This is a genomic window from Hymenobacter sp. YC55, assembly GCF_029433095.1.
Classification (GTDB): Bacteria; Bacteroidota; Bacteroidia; order Cytophagales; family Hymenobacteraceae; genus Hymenobacter.
This window is the reverse complement of record NZ_JARNTX010000001.1, coordinates 1,933,843-1,952,775: the sequence shown is the minus strand read 5'-3', so window position 1 is coordinate 1,952,775 and position 18,933 is coordinate 1,933,843. Positions and strand designations below refer to the sequence as shown.

The 18,933-nt window shown below is 54.8% G+C and carries 17 protein-coding genes; 7 read left to right on the top strand and 10 right to left on the bottom strand.

Annotated elements, in window-relative coordinates; genetic code table 11:
- Nucleotides 1–65: 65 nt before the first annotated feature.
- The 3 genes from P1X16_RS08295 to P1X16_RS08285 all read right to left on the bottom strand — a co-directional run bounded on the left by P1X16_RS08295 (nt 66) and on the right by P1X16_RS08285 (nt 1,582).
- Nucleotides 66–725 (bottom strand): cytochrome c oxidase subunit III, encoded by a 660-nt coding sequence (locus tag P1X16_RS08295; protein WP_277227475.1) that lies wholly within the window; start codon nt 723–725, stop codon nt 66–68.
- 262 nt (nt 726–987) lie between these two features.
- Nucleotides 988–1,335: a hypothetical protein gene (locus tag P1X16_RS08290; protein WP_277227474.1), complete on the bottom strand. Its 348-nt coding sequence runs from the start codon at nt 1,333–1,335 to the stop codon at nt 988–990.
- Complete coding sequence (locus P1X16_RS08285) at nt 1,328–1,582, bottom strand: hypothetical protein (protein ID WP_277227473.1); 255 nt, start codon at nt 1,580–1,582, stop codon at nt 1,328–1,330. Before P1X16_RS08285 ends, P1X16_RS08290 begins: the two co-directional genes overlap by 8 nt.
- 251 nt (nt 1,583–1,833) lie before the next feature.
- Between P1X16_RS08285 and P1X16_RS08280 the strand changes: the two genes are divergently transcribed.
- The 5 genes from P1X16_RS08280 to P1X16_RS08260 all read left to right on the top strand — a co-directional run bounded on the left by P1X16_RS08280 (nt 1,834) and on the right by P1X16_RS08260 (nt 7,942).
- Nucleotides 1,834–2,661 carry a hypothetical protein gene (locus P1X16_RS08280; protein ID WP_277227472.1) on the top strand — a complete coding sequence of 276 codons (828 nt, stop codon included), beginning with the start codon at nt 1,834–1,836 and terminating at the stop codon, nt 2,659–2,661.
- 78 nt (nt 2,662–2,739) lie between these two features.
- Nucleotides 2,740–3,258 (top strand): DUF4920 domain-containing protein, encoded by a 519-nt coding sequence (locus tag P1X16_RS08275; protein WP_277227471.1) that lies wholly within the window; start codon nt 2,740–2,742, stop codon nt 3,256–3,258.
- A gap of 178 nt (nt 3,259–3,436) precedes the next feature.
- On the top strand, nt 3,437–5,608 hold the full coding sequence (gene ligA, locus P1X16_RS08270) for an NAD-dependent DNA ligase LigA (RefSeq protein ID WP_277227470.1): 2,172 nt from the start codon (nt 3,437–3,439) through the stop codon (nt 5,606–5,608).
- A gap of 195 nt (nt 5,609–5,803) precedes the next feature.
- Entirely contained in the window at nt 5,804–6,184 is a 381-nt protein-coding gene (locus tag P1X16_RS08265) for a rhodanese-like domain-containing protein (RefSeq protein ID WP_277227469.1), read from the top strand.
- Nucleotides 6,185–6,457: 273 nt separating this feature from the next.
- Complete coding sequence (locus P1X16_RS08260; protein WP_277227468.1) at nt 6,458–7,942, top strand: right-handed parallel beta-helix repeat-containing protein; 1,485 nt, start codon at nt 6,458–6,460, stop codon at nt 7,940–7,942.
- 161 nt (nt 7,943–8,103) lie between these two features.
- Here the strand turns inward: P1X16_RS08260 and P1X16_RS08255 are convergent, their stop codons facing one another.
- Nucleotides 8,104–9,282: a glycoside hydrolase family 2 TIM barrel-domain containing protein gene (locus P1X16_RS08255; protein ID WP_277227467.1), complete on the bottom strand. Its 1,179-nt coding sequence runs from the start codon at nt 9,280–9,282 to the stop codon at nt 8,104–8,106.
- Between the two features lie 654 nt (nt 9,283–9,936).
- On the opposite strand from P1X16_RS08255, the gene P1X16_RS08250 reads away from it, so the two are divergent.
- Complete coding sequence (locus tag P1X16_RS08250; RefSeq protein WP_277227466.1) at nt 9,937–12,231, top strand: glycosyltransferase; 2,295 nt, start codon at nt 9,937–9,939, stop codon at nt 12,229–12,231.
- Nucleotides 12,232–12,299: 68 nt separating this feature from the next.
- On the opposite strand, the gene P1X16_RS08245 is transcribed toward P1X16_RS08250, so the two are convergent.
- The gene (locus tag P1X16_RS08245) at nt 12,300–13,214 is read right to left on the bottom strand and encodes a polysaccharide deacetylase family protein (protein WP_277227465.1); all 915 of its coding nucleotides are present in this window, start codon (nt 13,212–13,214) and stop codon (nt 12,300–12,302) included.
- A gap of 123 nt (nt 13,215–13,337) precedes the next feature.
- Between P1X16_RS08245 and dapA the strand changes: the two genes are divergently transcribed.
- Nucleotides 13,338–14,204 (top strand): 4-hydroxy-tetrahydrodipicolinate synthase, encoded by an 867-nt coding sequence (gene dapA / locus P1X16_RS08240; RefSeq protein ID WP_277227464.1) that lies wholly within the window; start codon nt 13,338–13,340, stop codon nt 14,202–14,204.
- Nucleotides 14,205–14,305: 101 nt separating this feature from the next.
- Here the strand turns inward: dapA and P1X16_RS08235 are convergent, their stop codons facing one another.
- The 5 genes from P1X16_RS08235 to P1X16_RS08215 form a co-directional block, all read right to left on the bottom strand.
- Complete coding sequence (locus P1X16_RS08235; RefSeq protein ID WP_277227463.1) at nt 14,306–15,208, bottom strand: cupin-like domain-containing protein; 903 nt, start codon at nt 15,206–15,208, stop codon at nt 14,306–14,308.
- Between the two features lie 125 nt (nt 15,209–15,333).
- On the bottom strand, nt 15,334–16,068 hold the full coding sequence (locus P1X16_RS08230) for a (Fe-S)-binding protein (protein ID WP_277227462.1): 735 nt from the start codon (nt 16,066–16,068) through the stop codon (nt 15,334–15,336).
- Nucleotides 16,069–16,140: 72 nt separating this feature from the next.
- Entirely contained in the window at nt 16,141–16,992 is an 852-nt protein-coding gene (locus P1X16_RS08225; protein ID WP_277227461.1) for a hydroxymethylglutaryl-CoA lyase, read from the bottom strand.
- Nucleotides 16,993–17,067: 75 nt separating this feature from the next.
- Complete coding sequence (locus P1X16_RS08220; RefSeq protein ID WP_277227460.1) at nt 17,068–18,045, bottom strand: hypothetical protein; 978 nt, start codon at nt 18,043–18,045, stop codon at nt 17,068–17,070.
- Nucleotides 18,046–18,169: 124 nt separating this feature from the next.
- On the bottom strand, nt 18,170–18,790 hold the full coding sequence (locus tag P1X16_RS08215; protein WP_277227459.1) for a helix-turn-helix transcriptional regulator: 621 nt from the start codon (nt 18,788–18,790) through the stop codon (nt 18,170–18,172).
- Nucleotides 18,791–18,933 lie beyond the last annotated feature (143 nt).

Sequence of the window (18,933 nt, the reverse complement as noted above, 5' to 3'; positions counted from 1 at the left end):
AACCAAAGAGCAACAAAAAAGCCCGGTCTAGGCCGGGCTTTTTTGTTGCTCTTAATTAAAGCACTCTAGTACAAGAACACGAATACCACAAACAACACCACCCACAGCGCATCAATGAAGTGCCAGAAATAACTGAGGAGGCGAAGCTGAAGACGGCGATACGGATTGCGGATGAAGACCAGCGTGCGAACCGCGTCGCGGGAGGCATGCAAGGTGCGCAGCAGCAAGGCTAGCAGAAACAGCATACCACCTAGCAAGTGAGCTACGTGCAGGGCCGAAATCAGGTAGATGTAGCTGCCTGTGGCGAAAGTGTGATTTTCTATTCCCTTGAACGTGACGCCCTGCGCCACCAACTCGCGCCAGCCAAGTACTTGCAAGCCCGCGAAAATGCAGCCTAGCAGTAGCGTAGCCCCGAGGCAACGCGTTAAGTTCACTACATCGTCGGAGCGGTAGATACGCGGTGCCTGGGCAAGCGTGTAGCTGCTAATGAGCAGCACAATGGTACTGATAGAGAAAAACTTGGGAAAAGGATGCAGCCCGCGGGGCAGATCGGCCATGTAACGGGTTTGGGCATACGCTACCACCAGAAACAAAAACAATACGCCGATGCCGGCCATAGCCAAATACAGCATCATCAACATGGGCGGTACTCGCTCCATGCGCTGGAAGGCGGAGGCTGTTCGGTTGGCCCCTACTTTATCTTTACGTTCTTTATCGGAATTCATGCGTGGTGGCGAGAAGAAAGCGAAGTCCTTGGCAAACCAATCCAGAAAGCTTTAGTTCCGATAGAACTATATCTACTAGGCCGGAAGCCACAAAGCAAGATACGTAAAAGCCTCTCTCGCCGACAACCAGAATTACGGGCTTTTCTGGGTAAATCAGGAAGAAACAACGTGCTATGCTGATGCCGACTATTGGCGAAATAACCGCTTAGTTAAATCCACCTTCGGCCGGCATCAGCATAACAGCCAGGGTATCACGAGAATTTCAGTTGCCGCGAAAAAAAGACCCTATTTTACCTAGCACAGCGTTGATGGTAATTTTGGGGCTGCGGCCGGTGCCAAAAGTTACGTGGGTTTTGCCGGCCACCCGCAGATCCATAACGAGGCCTAAGCGCAAGGCCAAGTCATTGAGTTGCTGCAAAGGGTCAATTTTAGGGGCGTTTCTAGGTTTAGGAGGCGCATTCGGGTCTTTAGGAGGCCCGCTCGTGAGCTTGTCGAGCACGCGCTGACTAGGAAAGTTGACGATAAGGTAAGTACCCGACGCAGCTATCTGAATAGCGTCGCCATCCCAGGTCACTACCAACTGCGCCTCCAGTTCAAGACCGTTAGCCAAGGGAATCTGGGTTAGTAGGAGGCAAAGCAGGGCGGTTGGCAGCCGCTGGGTTTTCGCCGCGGGTGCGGATGCGCAACGAGCCGTTTAGCCGCCAGGTAGCTGCCGGAGCCGCGGGGTTTTGGGGGTTAGGAACCTGCAGTTCCATCTGGTCGAAGGCCAGGGCTAATTCTACCCCACCCGAAAGTTTGGAGAGCAGCGAAGCGGCCGTATCGGCCCAGGAAGTGGGTTGTTGGCTTGAATCAGGCATGAGAGCGTGAGAAGAAAAAGTGGTACATACTTCCGGCGGGTTAGGGCAAGAAGACTTGGCAGGGTTATGGCAAACGACCAGCCTCGGCGCAAGTTACACGCATCCTTACTTGTCGTACGGCTGGGCTACCAAAACATTCTTCCATTAGCACTGTCACTTATCTAATGGAGTATAATATACCGTTCAGCTAATCCAATTAAGCTCGACTACGTATGAGAGCCATCTGCCACTTTTTCTCTGCTCCTACTCCTATGCAATTCCCTTCTTGTTTCTCGTTGTTACTCACTCAGGGTCTAGCACTTACCTTATCAAGTACGCAGGCTCAAGACACCTCTACTTTAACTCACCACGCCCTGCCCGTCAACAACCTAACGGAGTTGGCCGTAGCCGCGCCCAAATCCAATCAGGCGTTTGGGATGGCCGATAATACCGAGCTTATTTATCAGATAAAGGATGCGAGCGGCAAGCCGGCTGGCGAGCTACGGCAGCGGGTGGTGACGCTAAGCAGTACGGAGCGAAAGGAAAGTAAAAAAACCATAGTCCCGGAAAACATTACCACGCTGAAAAGCGGCCTCTATACCAACAAAAACCTGCTGGTGCGGCTGCAGGATCTTACCTTCCGCAGCCGCCGCGACACCTGCTTCACCGACGGCCTCGCCGACTTGGACGCCGACGCCCTCCGCCGCTTCCGCGACCGGAAACTGGCCTACTTGCCCATGCCAGTTGCCTGGCCCAACCAGCCTACGGTAGGCACTAGCCTTCCCGATGGCGGCATCAACGTGCAGGTTAGCAGCTCGGTGGTGGATATTGCTACGGTTAGCACCGTGCTCCGCAAGCGGCGCGTCGTGAGCGGACCTTCGTCGTTGACCACGCCAGCGGGCACGTTTAACTGTTATAAAGTAGAAGCCGTGCGTGAGAGTGCCACCGTACCCCGCCCCGACATGGCCATGCGTACCAGTGTCAAACAAGTAGATTATTACGCTCCCGGCGTAGGCATCGTGCGCACCGAAATCTATGGCAAGAATGGCAAGGTAGCGCAGGTGCGCGAGTTGGCGGCTCGCAACATTAGCGCCGAATAGCGCGGTGCGTAGCGTCTAACTAGAACTTTGTAATTTCCGGTGTGTTAACTCCTTGAATTCACTGTCTAGACCAACCCTATGACTACCAAGCTTCTTGTGCTGGCGGCTACCCTAACTTGTTTGGGCGCCTGCCAGTCGACCCCGGCTACCGATGCGGCCAGCGCCAGCAAGCCCGCCACCGAAACGGCAGCCATGCCGCAGGGCAAAACCTATGGCGCGGCAGTAACCGCCGAAGGTGCCAAGCCACTCTCCGAGCTTAAGCAGGTGCTAGGCAAGCAAGACTCGGCACAAGTGAAGCTAGTGGGCACCGCCGATGCCGTATGTCAAGCCAAAGGCTGCTGGCTGACCATGAAAACGCCCGAAGGCCAGGAAATGCGGGTCCGCTTCAAAGACTACGCGTTCTTTGTGCCCAAAGACATAGCCGGCAAAACCGTGGTGATAAACGGGTGGGCGCACCGCGAGCAGGTACCCGTTTCCGATTTGCAGCACTACGCTAAAGATGCCGGCAAATCCGACCAAGAAGTGGCCGCCATTACCAAGCCCGAGGAGCAACTGAATTTCGAGGCTGACGGCGTACTCATTACCGACAAAATGTAAGCTCGGTTCTGACTGCATAGAAAGCCATTACACAACGTAACTCTTTATAAAAAGCCCGTCCGTTTCGAAACGGACGGGCTTTTTATATCCTGAGTATGCCGAAAGCCGTAGCTTGCAAAGCCACCGGCTTTAAACCCAACCACCAGTGGCATTAGTTGAAGCTTCTGCGCCCCTCTTTATGACAACCGACATTCAGCAGCAAATTTCCGCCCTCACTGAGCGCCTCCACCACCTCAACTACCAATATTATCAGAGGGATACTTCTGAAGTATCCGACCAGGAATTCGACCAGCTCCTGGCCGATTTGCAACGCCTGGAAAAAGAGTATCCGCAGTATGCCCTGCCCAACTCCCCCACGCAACGGGTGGGCGGCACCATCACCAAGCAGTTTCCTACGGCCCTGCACCGCTACCCCATGCTTAGCTTGGGCAACACCTACTCGGAAGCAGACTTGCGCGAGTTCGACGAGCGGGTACGCCGTGGCTTGGAGGGCGCCGAATTTGCCTACGTCTGCGAGTTGAAGTTCGACGGGGTAGCCATGAGCCTAACCTACGAGCAAGGTCAGCTGACCCAGGGCGTCACGCGCGGCGACGGTACCCGCGGCGACGTGGTAACAAACAACGTGCGCACCATCAAGAACCTGCCGCTGCACCTGCGCCCCGACACGGCAGCCAAGCAACCCGCCGAAATGGAAGTACGGGGCGAAGTATTCATGCCCCTGCCGGTTTTCGCTGAGTTGAATGCCGAGCGCGAAGCCAATGGCGAAGCATTGCTGGCTAACCCACGCAACGCCGCCAGTGGGGCCCTCAAGCTCCAAGATTCGGCGCTGGTGGCCGAACGGCGGTTGCGGTTCTACGCTTACTCCTTCCTGATGCCGGGCCGGAGCATATTTCCCACCCACAGCGCTTCCCTAGAAGCGCTTAACGATTGGGGCTTGCCCGTATCGAACACGTGGCGGCTATGCCGGAGCATGGACGAGGTGCTGGACTTTGTGCACGAGTGGGACAAGAAGCGCTTTACCCTACCCGTTGCCACCGATGGCATTGTTATCAAAGTTGATGATTTCCGGCAGCAGGAACAGCTAGGATACACCTCGAAAAGTCCGCGCTGGGCCATTGCGTATAAGTATCCTGCCGAAGCTGCCCGCACACGCCTGCGGGAAGTGCAGTACAACGTCGGCCGTACCGGCGCCGTTACGCCTGTGGCGCTGCTCGACCCTGTGCCACTGGCCGGCACCGTGGTGAAGCGCGCATCCGTGCACAACGCCAACCAGATTGCCGCCCTCGACCTGCGCCTCGGCGACATGGTATTTGTGGAGAAAGGCGGGGAAATCATTCCGAAAATCACGGGCGTCGACCTCACGGCCCGCCTTCCCGAAAGCCAGGCCATCGTTTACCCCGCCACGTGCCCAGCCTGCGATACGCCGCTTATTCGTCCGGCAGGCGAGGCGCATTACCGCTGCCCCAACGAACGGGGCTGCCCACCGCAGCGCAAGGCCAAGCTCGAACACTACGTGTCGCGCAAGGCCCTAGACATCGACGGGCTCGGTGCCGAAACCGTCGGCCGCTTCTTCGATTTGGGCTTAGTTACGGATGCGGCCAGCTTGTACGATTTGCCCGCTAAGGCGCAGGAACTGGCGCAATTGGAGCGCATGGGCGAGAAATCAGTGCAGCGCCTGGTAGCCGGCTTAGAGCAAAGCAAGCAAGTACCTTTCGACCGGGTACTCTTTGGGCTAGGAATCCGCTACGTAGGCGAGACCGTGGCCGAGAAGCTGGCCGCGCACTACCGCACCGTAGATGCCATGGCGCAAGCCTCAGTAACTGAGCTTGCCGCCGTGCCCGAAGTAGGAGGCGTTATTGCCGAGTCGGTGGCGGCTTGGTTTCAAGAGGCTGCCAACCGCGACTTAGTGGAGCGCCTACGACTAGCGGGCGTGCAACTGGCGCTAACTGGCGAAGCACCCCAAGCCGTGAGTAACCGGCTAGAGGGCCTCACCTTCGTATTGTCGGGGGTGTTCGAATTGCACAGCCGGGATGAACTGCAAGCCCTAATTCAGGCGCACGGCGGCAAAATAACGGGCAGCATCAGCAAGAAACTCAGCTATCTGGTAGCCGGCGACAAAATGGGCCCTGCCAAGCGTGAGAAGGCTACGGAACTGAAAGTACCCATCATTTCGGAGACCGATCTGCTAGCCATGATTCCGACTGAGACAGAGGCTACCTTTAACGGTGCCGAGGACTTAGACGGACCGCTGGAAGACGTACAAGATTTAGGCATTTCCTCGAAATCCTCTGAATCTGACTCATTTCCAGCGAAAAGCAGTGGTACAGGTCAACAGGGTTCTCTATTTTAGGGCCCCCATAATACCGGCCTCCCGGGCAGCATACTTTCACGAATGGGTTAGCCTGGCTACCGCGTAGCCACGCTTTAATTCCCCCCTGATCCCTCGGGGAGTATGCGTCCGGGAGCACCGGTGGCCAAAACTGGCCCCGGCGCAGTCTGTTTTTCGCGTCGCTCTCCTCTTTCTTTTTCGCTTTTACTGTTCGTTATGTATCGCCTCCTTGTGCTGGCTTTCCTGGGTGTATTCAGCTTTCTGCCAGCAGCGTTTGCCCAAACCGCTACAACCTTTACCCCGCCTGCTGTGGTGGCCGACATGCTAAAAAAACCTCGCACGGTCCTGCTCGATGTGCGCACCCCCGAGGAGTTTGCTGCCGGCCATGTGAAAGGAGCCGAGAACCTAAACTTTCGCGCCCCTGACTTCCGCGAGCAGGTCGCTAAACTAGACAAAGAGCAAAACTACGTTCTGTATTGTGCTTCCGGCAACCGGAGCGGCCAAACGTTGAAGCTGATGGAAGAAGCTGGCTTCAAGAATGTTGTGAATGCAGGCGGCTTCAAAGACCTGAAAGCGGCTGGTTTGCCATCTGAGTAGTAGCTACGTTGCCGAACAGCATACACTCTTCAAGTTACACCTACTTCTGTAGCAGTTGGATTGCGTTTGTAGCTACTGCACAATCTTGGAGCGCTTACTTGTGTAGCCTTGTAATTCAACTGCTTGCACCAAAGAATTATTCGTACTGTATCTGTAATCCTGTTTGTTCTATTGTCTTTCTCTGCATCAGCCAAGACCTATTATGTCAGTGCAACTGGCAATGATGCAGACGCAGGTACTTCCATCAAGAAAGCTTGGAAGACAATCGGGAAAGTGAATAGCACCCCCTTTAAAGCAGGTGACCAGATCCTGTTTGAAGGCGGCAGCAATTTTGAAGGCGCTATTTGGGTGCGCAGTACGGTTCAAGGGTCGGTTGCTCGGCCCATCCTCTTTGGCTCGTACGGAGCAGGCCGGGCACGCATCATCAGCGGTACTACATATGGCTTCTACGCCGAAAACATCGGTGGTATTGAGCTGCACAATCTGGAATTTGTTGGTTCGGGGCGACTAACCAACACCAATTCCGGCGTCATCTTTCACCTCGACCTAGCCGACACCCATTTACAACACGTGGTGCTCGACAACCTTAGCGTGCAAGGCTACCGCGACCGGGGCATTTCCATCGGTAGTGCGAACGGAAGTAGCGGCTACGACCACGTGCGCGTGACGCGCTGCGTTGTGTCGGCCAATGGCGAGGCTGGCTTGGGCTCGTATGCCCAAACGCTAGCTGCCCACCACAACTGGTACGTGGGGTCCTGCCAAGCCTTTGACAACACTGGTCGGGCCGACGTAACCGATACGCACACTGGCAGCGGCATCGTGCTTTCAGGCGTCGATGGAGTTCTGATTGAGCGTTGCGAAGCTCATCATAATGGTGCCCTTAATGCCAACCCCAACGGCGGCCCCGTTGGTATCTGGGGCTGGAACTGCAACAACTTAATCATCCAATACTGCGAATCGCACCACAACCAGACGGGGACCACAAAGGATGGCGGAGGCTTCGACTTAGACGGCGGCTGCACCAACTCCATTTTGCAGTACAACTACTCGCACGACAACGACGGCCCAGGTTACCTCGTGGCTCAATATGCAAATGCGCCTCCCCTACACGACGTAACGGTTCGCTATAACATCAGTGAAAATGACGGGCGTCGGCATGGGCAGGGCGCGCTGACGCTTTGGTCGTCGGGTGCCAACGGGGGTATCCAACGAGCCTTTGTCCACAACAATACCATCTATGTGAGTGCGCCAGCAGATAACTCACAACCGAAGGCAGTGCATATAAGCGGCGAAGGCTTCACCGACGTGGGCCTACACAACAATGTGCTGCAAACTACGGCCGGCTTACCAGTGGTAGTGAGCCTCACAACTCGTGGGGTACTCTTGCAAGGCAACGCGTATTGGAGCAGCGGACAGGCCCTACAAATAGCTTGGGGCGCTGAGCGGTACAATTCGCTTAGGGAATGGCGAGCAGCAACCGGGCAAGAACAACTTGGCACTCGCGCCACAGGAATAGAAGCAGATCCGCAGCTGCAGCAGCCCGGCACCGGTGGTACCCTAGCAACCCTAAATTCCAGCCGACAGCTGACTTCCCTTACCGCGTATCAAATGCAAGCCAGCTCAGGCTTACTAGGTACTGGCTTAGACCTACTTAGTGAATTCAATCGTGACCCTGGACCGCACGATTTCTTTGGCAATCCAATTCCTTCGCACGGTGAAAAGCGGGCTATTGGGGCTAGCGAATCCACTAGCAACTAAAGCTTCTTTAGGGCAACTAACCTTAAAGTTGAAAGGGGATTTCCAATGGATTGACGCCCTCTAATAAGCAGGAATCGAGTAGCTTATCTATATTTCAAATAACTCATTACACACTCATTCACAAGTGATTATATACAAGTATATCAAAATCTTATTTAGCCTTACTTCAGCAAGCTAGCTGCCTGAAGAGAGGACTTCAGCTTAGTAGCGAGCGAGCCTTGGTCGTTGCCCTTGGAAGTGGCTCCTTGCACGTAAAAAGGGAAGTTTGCTGTGGAGGCTCCTCCGTGCCCATCCGTGACCGTAACGTACAAGCGGTAGGCTCCCGGCTTAGAAGGAGTGCGCACTGAGGTATTAAACTGATTGGGCGCCAGCACCAAGCCGGGGAGCGGTTCGTCGCGGACTTGTAGCGTCTTGCGGTCTTCGCGCCAACGCGACTCGGGCCGGACCTCCCATGCCACGCGCAAGCTGTCGTGCTCCTGGTCTTGGGCCGTAACGAAAGCCGGATACGTCTGGCTCGGCCGCAGCCGTAAGCTTTGATTGTCGAAGTGCCGATTGAACTGGATGTCGCTTACTTGGGGTGCCCGATTAGCTGGCCAAGTGCCGCTCCACAAATACTGCATCTGGTCGACGAGTTCGGTCCGCTCTCCGGTAGGCGTAAACATGCTGAACCACGTAGGAGTCGCCTCTTGGCGGTTGCCCCAATAGAAGACGTAGGAACCCAAGCACTGATTACTTTCCTTCTGAATGCCCGTCTGGTAGAATTCGGCTACTGCCCTAGCTTTTTGGGCGCTTCGTGGCTCTAGCGCTGCCCCCCAGCTGGTTTGAGAAGTCTCCCAATAGCCTTGGGTCCCAAACTCAGTGATAATGTACGGATGCTGCCAGTTAACCTTTTTCAGGTAGTTCCGAAGTTCTCTTAAGTTACCGTAGCTATTAAACGCAATGAAGTCCAGTTCATGGCCTCGGTTTCCCATCCACTTCAATACCGTGGGGTCAATGAAAGTGGATATCACCGGATGATTTGGATCTTCCTTATGGATCATTCTTGCCACGTCATCAATGGCATCAAACACATCTGGGTTGCCGGACCCCTGTTCCACTTCGTTGCCAACATCCCAGGCGAGCAGGGCCGGGTGGTTGCGGTAGCGTATCACTTGCTTGCGCAGATCTTCCACCTGCTTTTTTACAGCCTTCTTGTCGTAATAATCAAACCCATCACGCTCGGGTATCAGCCATAACCCAAGCAGAACGGTTAGGCCATGTGCCTGCGCCGAATCGAGCAGGGGCTGAGCATAGTCGGTGGTCCAGAGCCGAATAGAGTTACCACCGGCTGCTTTCAACAAAGCAAATTTCTCAAGTCCACCGGCTCCTTTTACAAAATAGGGTTTTCCGCCACGCAGCAACTCGTACTTAGTACCTGTACGAACTACCCGCACGGGGATAACCTTATTAGGCGATGTAGCGTTAGGAGCCTGGTTTTGCTGCTCAGCTGCGCGGCTTTCTCTTTTCTGTTCAGTGCAGGCAACCGCCAGGCTAGCAAGGAAAAGCCCAAGCAGCAAACGACTCGCTCTGTTAACCTGATGGCGAATTTTAAACAATTGCTGCATGAATATTTGTTGAAACTTTTGTCTGGCAACTCGACATACGAAGCAGATCAATGTTCCGGTTGTAAAGCGCAAATCTATGATTTATTGTATAAATAATTCTACAATATTTATATAATCATAAACAGAGGAGCTTGCGCCTACTAGAAAGTCAGAGTATCTTTATACAATTTCTATTTATTTTCCAGTCACAGAGAGCTATGTCTCGACATAAGTTGTTAGAGCATAGCTTGATTGAGATTCGCGAAAGGCGCTCGGATGGACGATACTCGAAAAACAGTGCGGGAAGGTGATTTTGCAGGAAATAGTACAACCCCTTCTCCTACCACTGTCAAATACAAAGCAGCCCCTGGCGTAAAGCAGATGCGGCTATTAGTCGCCTTAGGTTGCTTGATGCTGCTGCAATTCGTTTGGTGGTTTGCTGACGCCGACCACATTGGTAACCCGTTGTTGTTCTGGCTGCTAACCGGCTCATTGGGCTTTAAATTTTTGCGTACGCTGCACGAGTGGTACCACTACGTAAATGTGCGGGAACCCATAGCGCCTACTTGGCAGCCTGGCTATGCCCCTACCGTAGATGTACTCACGACCTTTTGCGCCGGCGAGCCCTACGATATGATCGTGCGCACATTGCAGGCTATGCAGGCTATTCGCTACCCTCACACCAGCTACCTCTGCGATGAAGCCGACGACCCGTATCTACGTCGGGTGTGCGAGCAGCTCGGTGTAGTACACGTCACGCGCAAAATAAAGGTGCACGCCAAAGCCGGCAACATCAACAACGCGCTGCGCCAAGCCACGGGTGAGCTGTGCGTGGTGCTCGACCCTGACCACGTGCCCACCCCCGACTTCCTCGACCAGGTGGTACCGTATTTCCAAGATACTCACGTGGGCTTTGTGCAGGTGGTGCAGGCCTACGGCAACCAGCACGAGAGTTTGGTAGCCCGCGGCGCAGCAGAGCAAACCTATCATTTTTATGGTCCGCTGCTCATGGGCATGAATGCCTACAACACCGGCCAGGCTATTGGCGCCAACTGCACCTTCCGCCGTATCGCACTCGACTCCATTGGTGGCCACGCATCGGGCCTAACGGAAGACATGCATACCGCTATGCGTTTGCACGCCCAGGGGTGGCAGTCGGTGTATTTGCCCAAGGTGCTGAGCCGGGGACTGGTACCTGCTTCGCTCGGGGCCTTCTATTCGCAGCAGCTGAAATGGTCACGCGGCGCTTTCGACTTACTGTTTCGAGTGTATCCGCGCTTGTTTCCTCGCTTCAGTTGGCGGCAGCGGCTACATTACTTGCTTTTGCCTTTGTACTTTTTGTCGGGGGTTGTCACGCTCATTGACATAGCCGTACCCACCCTAGCGCTAGTAACCACTACGTTTCCTTGGCGAGTGGGGCTCGGCGAATTCACGTTGCATATTTTCCCTTTCACGGCCCTTACACTTCTTATTCGCTTGTGTGCGCAACGCTGGCTACGCGAGCCGCACGAAGCAGGCTTGCACTTGGCAGGAGGTATTTTGCGGGTAGGTTCGTGGTGGGTGTATGCGTTGGGCTTTTTCTATGCGCTGATCAACTTCAAAGTACCCTACATTCCAACGCCTAAAGAAGGCCGCCCGGCGACAGAGTGGCTGATCAGCCTGCCCAATATCCTGACCGCTGTAGTGCTGGTAGCTGCCGCCAAATATGGCCGGGGGCTTTCCTTAACGCCAGCCACGCAGTTTATGTCGGTGCTGGTACTTTTCAACGCGGCTATTCTGCTGGCGGCTGTGGCCATGGCGCAGCACGGAATCCTGGAATCGTTGCTGCGCACGGCAGCAGCTACACGGCCTGTGCGGTGGCTGTTGCTAACGGCCGACCAATGGCGCGGCCAAATCGGCCACCAGCTGGTGGAAGGGTTGCGGCCCGCCGCTGGCCGTTTTGCAATCGGGCTAGCCAGCCTCTATTGCCTTACTTTGGTGGGGCTTTATAGCTACCGGACCCAGTACCTTGCTTTAGAGCGGCAATGGTGGCCTACGCAGCCAGATGCCTCCTTGCATGTTGGGCAACTTGTGGCGTTGCCTACCACTAGCACCCCTCCTCCTACCGACTCCACGTCTCTTGTGGCTTTAGATATGCCCGCAAGCCCGACCCTGGCGCAACTGCAGACGCTGAAGCAAACCTTAGCGGCACGGCGTGGGGCCACCTTAGTGAATTGGGAACTGAAGCCTGGCAATCGGGGCAACTTGCAGCAGCTTAGGCAGCTAGAGCTAGATGAATTGAAGTTTCCTGTGCTCTTACGGCCGCTGCTTCATACTTCTTCGGCATCTGAGTACATCCACGACTGGCAAAACCTTGTGCGGCAGGTGCGTACCGTTGGGGGGCCACGGCTGATATGGGTCTGGACCCCACCCCAGAGTGATTCACTGAAGGCGTATTTCCCGGGCATCAATTATGTGGATTGGGTGGCCGTGGATGGTCGCAATACTTTAGCCGATCCGGCCGAGTGGTACAATCCAGTTCGCGCGCAACTAGCTCCTGCTATTGAGCTACACTCCAAGCCCGTACTACTCCTAATGGCTTCTGCCGAAAAAGCAAAAGTGGTTCCACGGCAATTGAGTGAAAGTTTCCCTGAAGTGAAAGCCGTAATTTTCGATCAGGCACACACTAGTTTATCTAAGATCAAACAACTCAGCTTTGCAGAGTAGTACCATACTTTACCAACACAAAGGGCACCAACTTATCAAGTTGGCGCCCTTTGTGTTGGTAAGCAACTTTAAAAGCTATTAACCATACTGTTGTGCAGCGTGCGCGGGCTCCAATAGCCGCTGGCGATGATGCGCCGAATGGTGTAAAGAGGATCTTGCGGGTCGCGTTTCTCAGCTAGCACAAAGGCGGCTACCATGCCCCGCTGCTTGAGTTGCGGAATAGCCTCCGGATTCCAGAGGCCGAACGGATAGGCAAAGTACTTGATGTCTTTGCCGGTGATTTCCTCAAGGGTTTTCGTAGGCTTTTCCACCTGCGTCACCCAATCCTCGCCCTGATACTTTTTCACGTTGTGGTGGTCCCAAGTGTGCGAACCGATAACGTTGCCTTCGTCGGAAAGCTGCTTCACTTGGGCCTTGCTCATGTAGCGCGGCCGGCCTAAGCTCACGGTCATCACAAAGTATACCGCTTTAAAACCGTGCTTTTCCAGCTCCGGCCGGGCCACCGTAAACTGGTCTAGGTCGGTGTCATCGAAGGTCAGCATGATGGGCTTGGGAGGCAGAGGGGCGCCGGTAGCCAGGTAAGCGTAGAGCTGGTCGGGCAGGATGGTGTGGTAGCCGCTGTCGGCCAGCATCTGAATTTGCTTTTTGAACTGCTCGACGGGTACTATGTAGTCTTTCGCTCCTTTCGAATCGCGCGGACGCCAGTCGCGGATTTGGTGGTAGCACAGGATAGGCACTTGCGGACGGGCCGTGATGGTGGCTGCATCGGCAATACGGCTGGCCGGAATGCTAGCTGGATCGGGTGTTGAGGGCCCTGTTGAGGCGGTTTCAGTTGTCGCAACTGCGTTGGAAGCACTAGTCGCCGTCTCGGCTGCGGTACCAACCTCGGTCGTCAGGGCTGACTTGGAATCGTTACAGGAAGAAAAGGTGAAAGCAGTGGCACAAACGGCCGCAGCGACTAATGAGGAGTAAGAAAGCTTCATGAAAGATAAAAAGTGACCAGACCGCAGGCAAATGCTTTATTTTCGCGCAACGAAGTTGAAAAAGAGTCGCTTTGACTGATTCTAGGCTTCTTGCATCCTACAAAGCAACAGTTTATTCCCCGCATGGACAAATTCCGAGGCACGGGTGTCGCCCTCGTCACTCCTTTCTCCCCTTCCGACCAGTCAGTCGATTATGCCGCGCTGCGCCGTCTACTCGACTTCGTTATCGAGGGGGGAGTTGAATATTTGGTGGTCAACGGCACTACCGCCGAATCTCCTACTATCACGCACGAAGAAAAAGCGGAAATTCTTCGTGTCGTGAAAGAACACGTAGCAGGGCGCGTGCCCCTCGTGTATGGCATTGGGGGCAATGATACTGCCGGCACCGAAGCCACTATCCGCAACACCGACCTATCAGGCATTGCGGCGCTACTTTCGGCCAGCCCCTACTACAACAAACCTTCCCAAGCGGGCATCATTGCGCACTACGAGCGGTTAGCCGATGCTTCGCCGGTACCCGTCATTCTGTATAACGTGCCGGGTCGCACCGCCTCCAACCTCACGGCCGCCACTACGCTTCGGTTGGCTCAGCACCCCAACATTATCGGCATCAAGGAAGCCAGCGGCAACTTAGAGCAGTGCCAGCAAATAGCCGCTCACAAACCCGAAGACTTCCTGCTCATCTCCGGCGACGATATGATGACAACTTCACTTGTTAGCTTCGGGGCCGTGGGTGTTATATCCGTGCTGGCGAATGCCTTCCCGCGCCCTTTCACTGATATGGTGCGCCACGCACTGGCCGGTGAGTTTGCGCAGGCAAGCCAACTTCTCTTCAGGTTTGTGGACCTGAACCCGCTGATGTATGAAGAAAGCAACCCAGTAGGCGTAAAAGCCGCTCTAGAAGCACTAGGCGTGTGCTCCGGGGCCGTGCGCCTACCGTTGCTGGCAGCTTCAGAGAGCTTGCAGGAGCGAGTAAAGCAGCTACTGTAAGGTTTTACTCTTTCCTCTATAAGCAACAAGCCGCCTCCAAGGAAGCGGCTTGTTGCTTATAGAGGAAATCTGAATTTTGTTCTTGCCAGAAGCAGCTGTTTCTAGTGTTTAGGAGCTGTTAGTTTCTCCTGGAGATCCATAAGGCGGCCGAGCACTTTGCTATACCCCAACATGGCCAGCGCCAGGGCGGGATAGGTTTCTTTTCGCAGCTGGAAGTTGTCTTCCACGAAGTCGGTCCAGTTGTAGGTGTTGAGGTAGCTTCGAGCCACTGATATGCAAGGTTCGTGAATCTGAGTGGTATGCCACCACTTAGTGGGAAACAAAATGGTTTCGCCTTCCTTGACCGTAACCTTCACTGGCTTTGCGTTCCTGAACAGCGGGTACTTCTCGTAATCCGGGTTGAAAATGTTCACCCGCGCAATCTTTTCGTTGTCCTCTTCCGGATAGAGATACGCTGTTTGGTCGGGAGGGTATAAGATGAAGTCTTTGGAACCGTACACTTGGGTAATTTGGGTGTGCAGGTACAAAGCATCGACGTGTAGAAACGGAAAGCAGGATCCATTGCCACCCAGAAAAAGCTCGTAGACTTCCGTGTGCAGCAACATCATCTTCGATAAGAGCGGATGCCGTACTCTGTCGGGGGCCCCAACGCTTACTTCGGGCGTAATGTCTGCCATCAACTCGGGTAGCAGCTTCTCTAAGTTCAGGCAGAACGGATAAGGCGCAGGATTGTCGGGAGTGGAAGTAAGCAGCCGGTCGACGGTTTCGGCCATCGTATAGGTCTTCCCCTTTATATCCTTGGTGAGGTGTCCGTAGTTGGTTTTGAAAAACTCGGGCGTGAATTTTCCCATGGCACTCCACTTACTAGCTCCATCCGTCAGTACAACGGGAATACCTGGTTCGATATACTCGGCAATCAATTCACGGCGCGAAATATTACTTCTCTTATCAACTGTAGCTGTATAAGCGTCAGAAGATTGAGGTTGCGCCACGTCAGCAGGCATAGGATCTTTAAATGAATTGTTAGCTAATAGACGAGCAGAAAGAACATAGCTCTCCCTACAGTATAAATATATACTATTCGTATAACAAATACGGGTTTATTGTATTTTTCTACTAGCAGCAGCTCTTACCAGCCGCTGGCTAGTACATCAGCCACATGGAGCGTTTTGATGGGCTTCTTCTCACGGCGAATGTAGGCGTCGAGGTGCATGAGGCAGCTGGTGTCGGTACTGATGATGTATTCGGCGCCGGTAGCCAAGGCGTGCTCTACTTTCTGCTCGGCCATGGCCACGGAAATGGCTTCAAACTTCACGGCGAAAGTGCCCCCAAAACCGCAGCAGGTTTCGTTTTCGGCCATCTCCAGGCGTTCGAGGCCGGGAATGGCATCGAGCAACTGCCGCGGGGCTATTTTGATACCGCACTCGCGCAGGGCCGAGCAAGAATCGTGGTAAGTGTAGCGGCCTTGGAGGCGGGCCTGCGGAATAGCTGACACTCCTAGCACATCAACTAAAAACTCGGTTAGCTCGAAAATGCGGCGCTGCGTGGCATGGTAACGGCCTTGCTCGGGGCTGCCGTCAAAGAGTTCAGCGTACGAATTGCGTACCATACCCACGCACGAAGCCGAAGGGCTGACGATGTACCGGTCGGGCTCGTTGGGGAAGTCGTCGAGAAACTTGCAGGCTACTTCGCGGCTCTCTTTTTTGTAGCCGGCATTGTAGGCGGGCTGCCCGCAGCAGGTTTGGTTGCTATTGTAGTGCACCTCGCAGCCCACCGATTCCAGCACTTTCACCATGTTCATGGCCGTTTCCGGAAAAAGCTGATCTACGAAACAAGGAATAAATATATCGACGGCAGTAGGCATGGAAATGTGGCTTGAAGAAAAGGGATTTACCCTGGTATCAACTTTGAAAAAGAGAAGAAGCTAGCAGTAATACTAATGCGCTGCAAATATTGCCTGATTTAACTTTTTCGCCTCATCTAATGCCGCTTCGTTTAGCTTCAATTTCTCTCCTACTTCCCCACTGAAATCAAGTAGGCGCTCGGTCGGCATGTTGCCGGTGAGCTGGTCCGCGGCCATGGGGCAGCCTCCGTAGCCCCCGAGGGCGCCATCGAACCGTCGGCAACCAGCCTCGTAGGCGGCCTGCACTTTTTCGTGCCAACTGTCGGGGGTGGTGTGCAAATGCGCCCCAAATTCAATGTGCGGGAAAGCCACCGTCAATTCCTGGAAAGGCGGCGCAATAGTTTCCGGCACCGACGCCCCAATAGTATCCGACAAAGCAACGATGCGCACGCCAAGCGCATCAAGCTTTTGCGTGAATTCGCCTAGTACTTCCGGGCTCCAAGGGTCGCCATACGGGTTGCCAAACCCCATGCTCAAGTACACTACCTGCTCCTGCCCGGTGCGGGCGCATAGCTCCTGCATGCGCGCAACCTCATCGAGGGCCTCGGCGATGCTCTTGTTGGTGTTGCGCTGCTGGAAAGTTTCCGACACCGAAAGTGGAAACCCGATGTAGCGGATCTGGGAATACTGAGCAGCGGTTTCGGCCCCGCGTAAGTTCGCCACGATGGCCAACAGCTTGGTGGTAGTGGCGCTCAGCTCCAGCCCGTCGAGCACCTCGGCGGTGTCGGCGAGCTGGGGAATGGCCTTGGGCGAAACAAAGCTGCCGAAGTCGAGCGTGTCGAACCCTACCTGCATCAGCGTGTTCAGGTAGCTGATTTTCTGGGCAGTGGGAATGAAAGTGGGCCAGCCCTGCATAGCGTCGCGGGGGCAGTCGATGAGCTTCATGGTGGGGCGAGGAAAGTAGCGTGGAGCAGCAAAGGTAGAACCCCGCCCGACAAACCTATCCCCGTCCCATTCCGCTTACTTTTGCACCACTCCAAAGCGCCCACCGGCTACATCCAAAATAACCGTGTGCTCCACAAAGGGCTCGTTGCCGAGCATGCCGCCCAGCCCCGAAAAGCGCGTCAGCATCATTTGCCACCAGTCCATCCCCTCGATATACGTGACGGTGCGCAGGGGCATGGTTAAGGGTCCAACCTGCAAGGCCGCCGCGGTAGGCACCGTGTAAGAGGTCAGCGTTTTATTCCATGACTTAACCGCAGCCGTTTGAACTGGGGCGGCTGGGCGAGCTAAGCTTTTCCAGGTGCTTTGGTTGGTAATTAAAGCAAAAGCACTGCTGCCCGAGTCGAAGAGCATCTGCTTGGACTCCCCTTGCAGGCCCATGTTCAGCATTACACGGCGGCTGTCGAAACTCATGGGCACGTAGGTAGCCCGGCGCGCGAGGCTGTCGGGGACGGCGGCGTACAGATTGAACTGCCGATTGGCGTAATCGATAACCAGCACCTGCTCGGCCAGTACATCGGACCCTAGCGTCCCAATGACGAAGGGCGCCGTGCTGTCGGCTGGCAGCTGGGTAGCGCCGCCGTGCAGTACCCGAATAGTGCGCGCTTGCGCCTGCGCCTTACCGATAGTGTAACGGAAATTATGCACCCCATCAGCCTGTGGAAGAAGGGTAGTGCTAGTAGCTGGGTACTGAACCCGGAGCGCCGCCAGGGGATTATCGTATAGAACTGAGTAAGGGGCACCGGTATCGAATTGCAAGTAGCAGGTGCGGGCACAGCCGGGTAGTGTTACGGGGACGAGCATGGCCGAGTGTGGTATGGCCGGACGAGCCGTGGTATCAGCGTCCCAAACGAAAGAGCTGGTGGCAGGCAGCTGGGTAACGGTGAGCTGATTGACCGGTGGCTGGAACTGCTTCCGAACGTAGAAATAGCCGCCGATGGCACTTACAACCAGCACGACCAGCACCGCAAGCAGAACTTTGAAGAGGGGTTTCACGAGGAACAGAGTTAGGGGTGAATTACGAAACCAAAACTAGGGTCTAGCCTAACCCGCCCGTGCGTCATTTACCCGCCATTTACCCGCCACTCCCTATTGTCAACTGATTATCAAATAGTTGTTATTACAGCCTGATACGATATAGGTCAAGGTTTCCCCGGCGCAGTTGCTGCGCATAGTAGCCAACCGTTAGCACGTTGAGGGAATACGAGAGGATGAATACTCCTAAAAAGGCTCCCGGTAGCACGAGGTGGTAGTAGCGGGCTGCTGCCATCTGGCCCAGCAACAACAGCATATACACGAAGAAGCAACCTACTTGCCACAAGATCTGGAAGCCTAGCACGCGGCGACCTATTTCGGCCACGTGCTCGGTGTCGTGGCGGCGCGCGCGCCAGAGCAGCAGCGGCACTACTATGTTGAGAAGGGGAAGCAGCAGAAAGCTTAGCGCGCTTAGATTAAGCAACTGCAAAAACTGCGGGTCTGACCGGAACGCTGGTACAACAGCGGAGACTTCCGCTGCTTGTTGGAGCTCTGGTTCACGCAGAGTTTCCGGCGCATTCTGCAGCACTTCCAGCGGCACTTCCAGCGCCACCGCTAGCGCCAACACAGTGTGGCCGCGGGGGGTGGTGTCGCCTTGCTCTACCCGCTGTATAGTGCGCAAACTTACCCCCGACCGCTCTGCCAACACCTCCTGTGAAAAACCTTTGCTTTTGCGAGCGGCGATAATACGGTCAGCAGAGAACATATAGACGGTAGAGAAAAGATAAATTCCGTCAATAATACCTCTCTCCCTCCATATATTCTCGTTGCACAGTTGCACAACTACTTGCTTGAGTTTAGAAGGCAGCCTTTGGGCTTGACGAGTTAATAAGCCGCGACGCAAGCCTA

Excerpts from the sequence above, each read along its gene's own strand:
- P1X16_RS08265 (WP_277227469.1), top strand. The coding sequence starts at position 5,804 with ATGTATCGCCTCCTTGTGCTGGCTTTCCTGGGTGTATTCAGCTTTCTG.
- P1X16_RS08225 (WP_277227461.1), bottom strand. The coding sequence starts at position 16,992 with ATGAAGCTCATCGACTGCCCCCGCGACGCTATGCAGGGCTGGCCCACT.
- P1X16_RS08235 (WP_277227463.1), bottom strand. The coding sequence starts at position 15,208 with ATGCCTGCTGACGTGGCGCAACCTCAATCTTCTGACGCTTATACAGCT.
- P1X16_RS08285 (WP_277227473.1), bottom strand. The coding sequence starts at position 1,582 with ATGCCTGATTCAAGCCAACAACCCACTTCCTGGGCCGATACGGCCGCT.
- P1X16_RS08295 (WP_277227475.1), bottom strand. The coding sequence starts at position 725 with ATGAATTCCGATAAAGAACGTAAAGATAAAGTAGGGGCCAACCGAACA.
- P1X16_RS08245 (WP_277227465.1), bottom strand. The coding sequence starts at position 13,214 with ATGAAGCTTTCTTACTCCTCATTAGTCGCTGCGGCCGTTTGTGCCACT.
- P1X16_RS08230 (WP_277227462.1), bottom strand. The coding sequence starts at position 16,068 with ATGCCTACTGCCGTCGATATATTTATTCCTTGTTTCGTAGATCAGCTT.
- P1X16_RS08250 (WP_277227466.1), top strand. The coding sequence starts at position 9,937 with ATGCTGCTGCAATTCGTTTGGTGGTTTGCTGACGCCGACCACATTGGT.
- P1X16_RS08215 (WP_277227459.1), bottom strand. The coding sequence starts at position 18,790 with ATGTTCTCTGCTGACCGTATTATCGCCGCTCGCAAAAGCAAAGGTTTT.
- ligA (WP_277227470.1), top strand. The coding sequence starts at position 3,437 with ATGACAACCGACATTCAGCAGCAAATTTCCGCCCTCACTGAGCGCCTC.
- P1X16_RS08275 (WP_277227471.1), top strand. The coding sequence starts at position 2,740 with ATGACTACCAAGCTTCTTGTGCTGGCGGCTACCCTAACTTGTTTGGGC.
- dapA (WP_277227464.1), top strand. The coding sequence starts at position 13,338 with ATGGACAAATTCCGAGGCACGGGTGTCGCCCTCGTCACTCCTTTCTCC.
- P1X16_RS08280 (WP_277227472.1), top strand. The coding sequence starts at position 1,834 with ATGCAATTCCCTTCTTGTTTCTCGTTGTTACTCACTCAGGGTCTAGCA.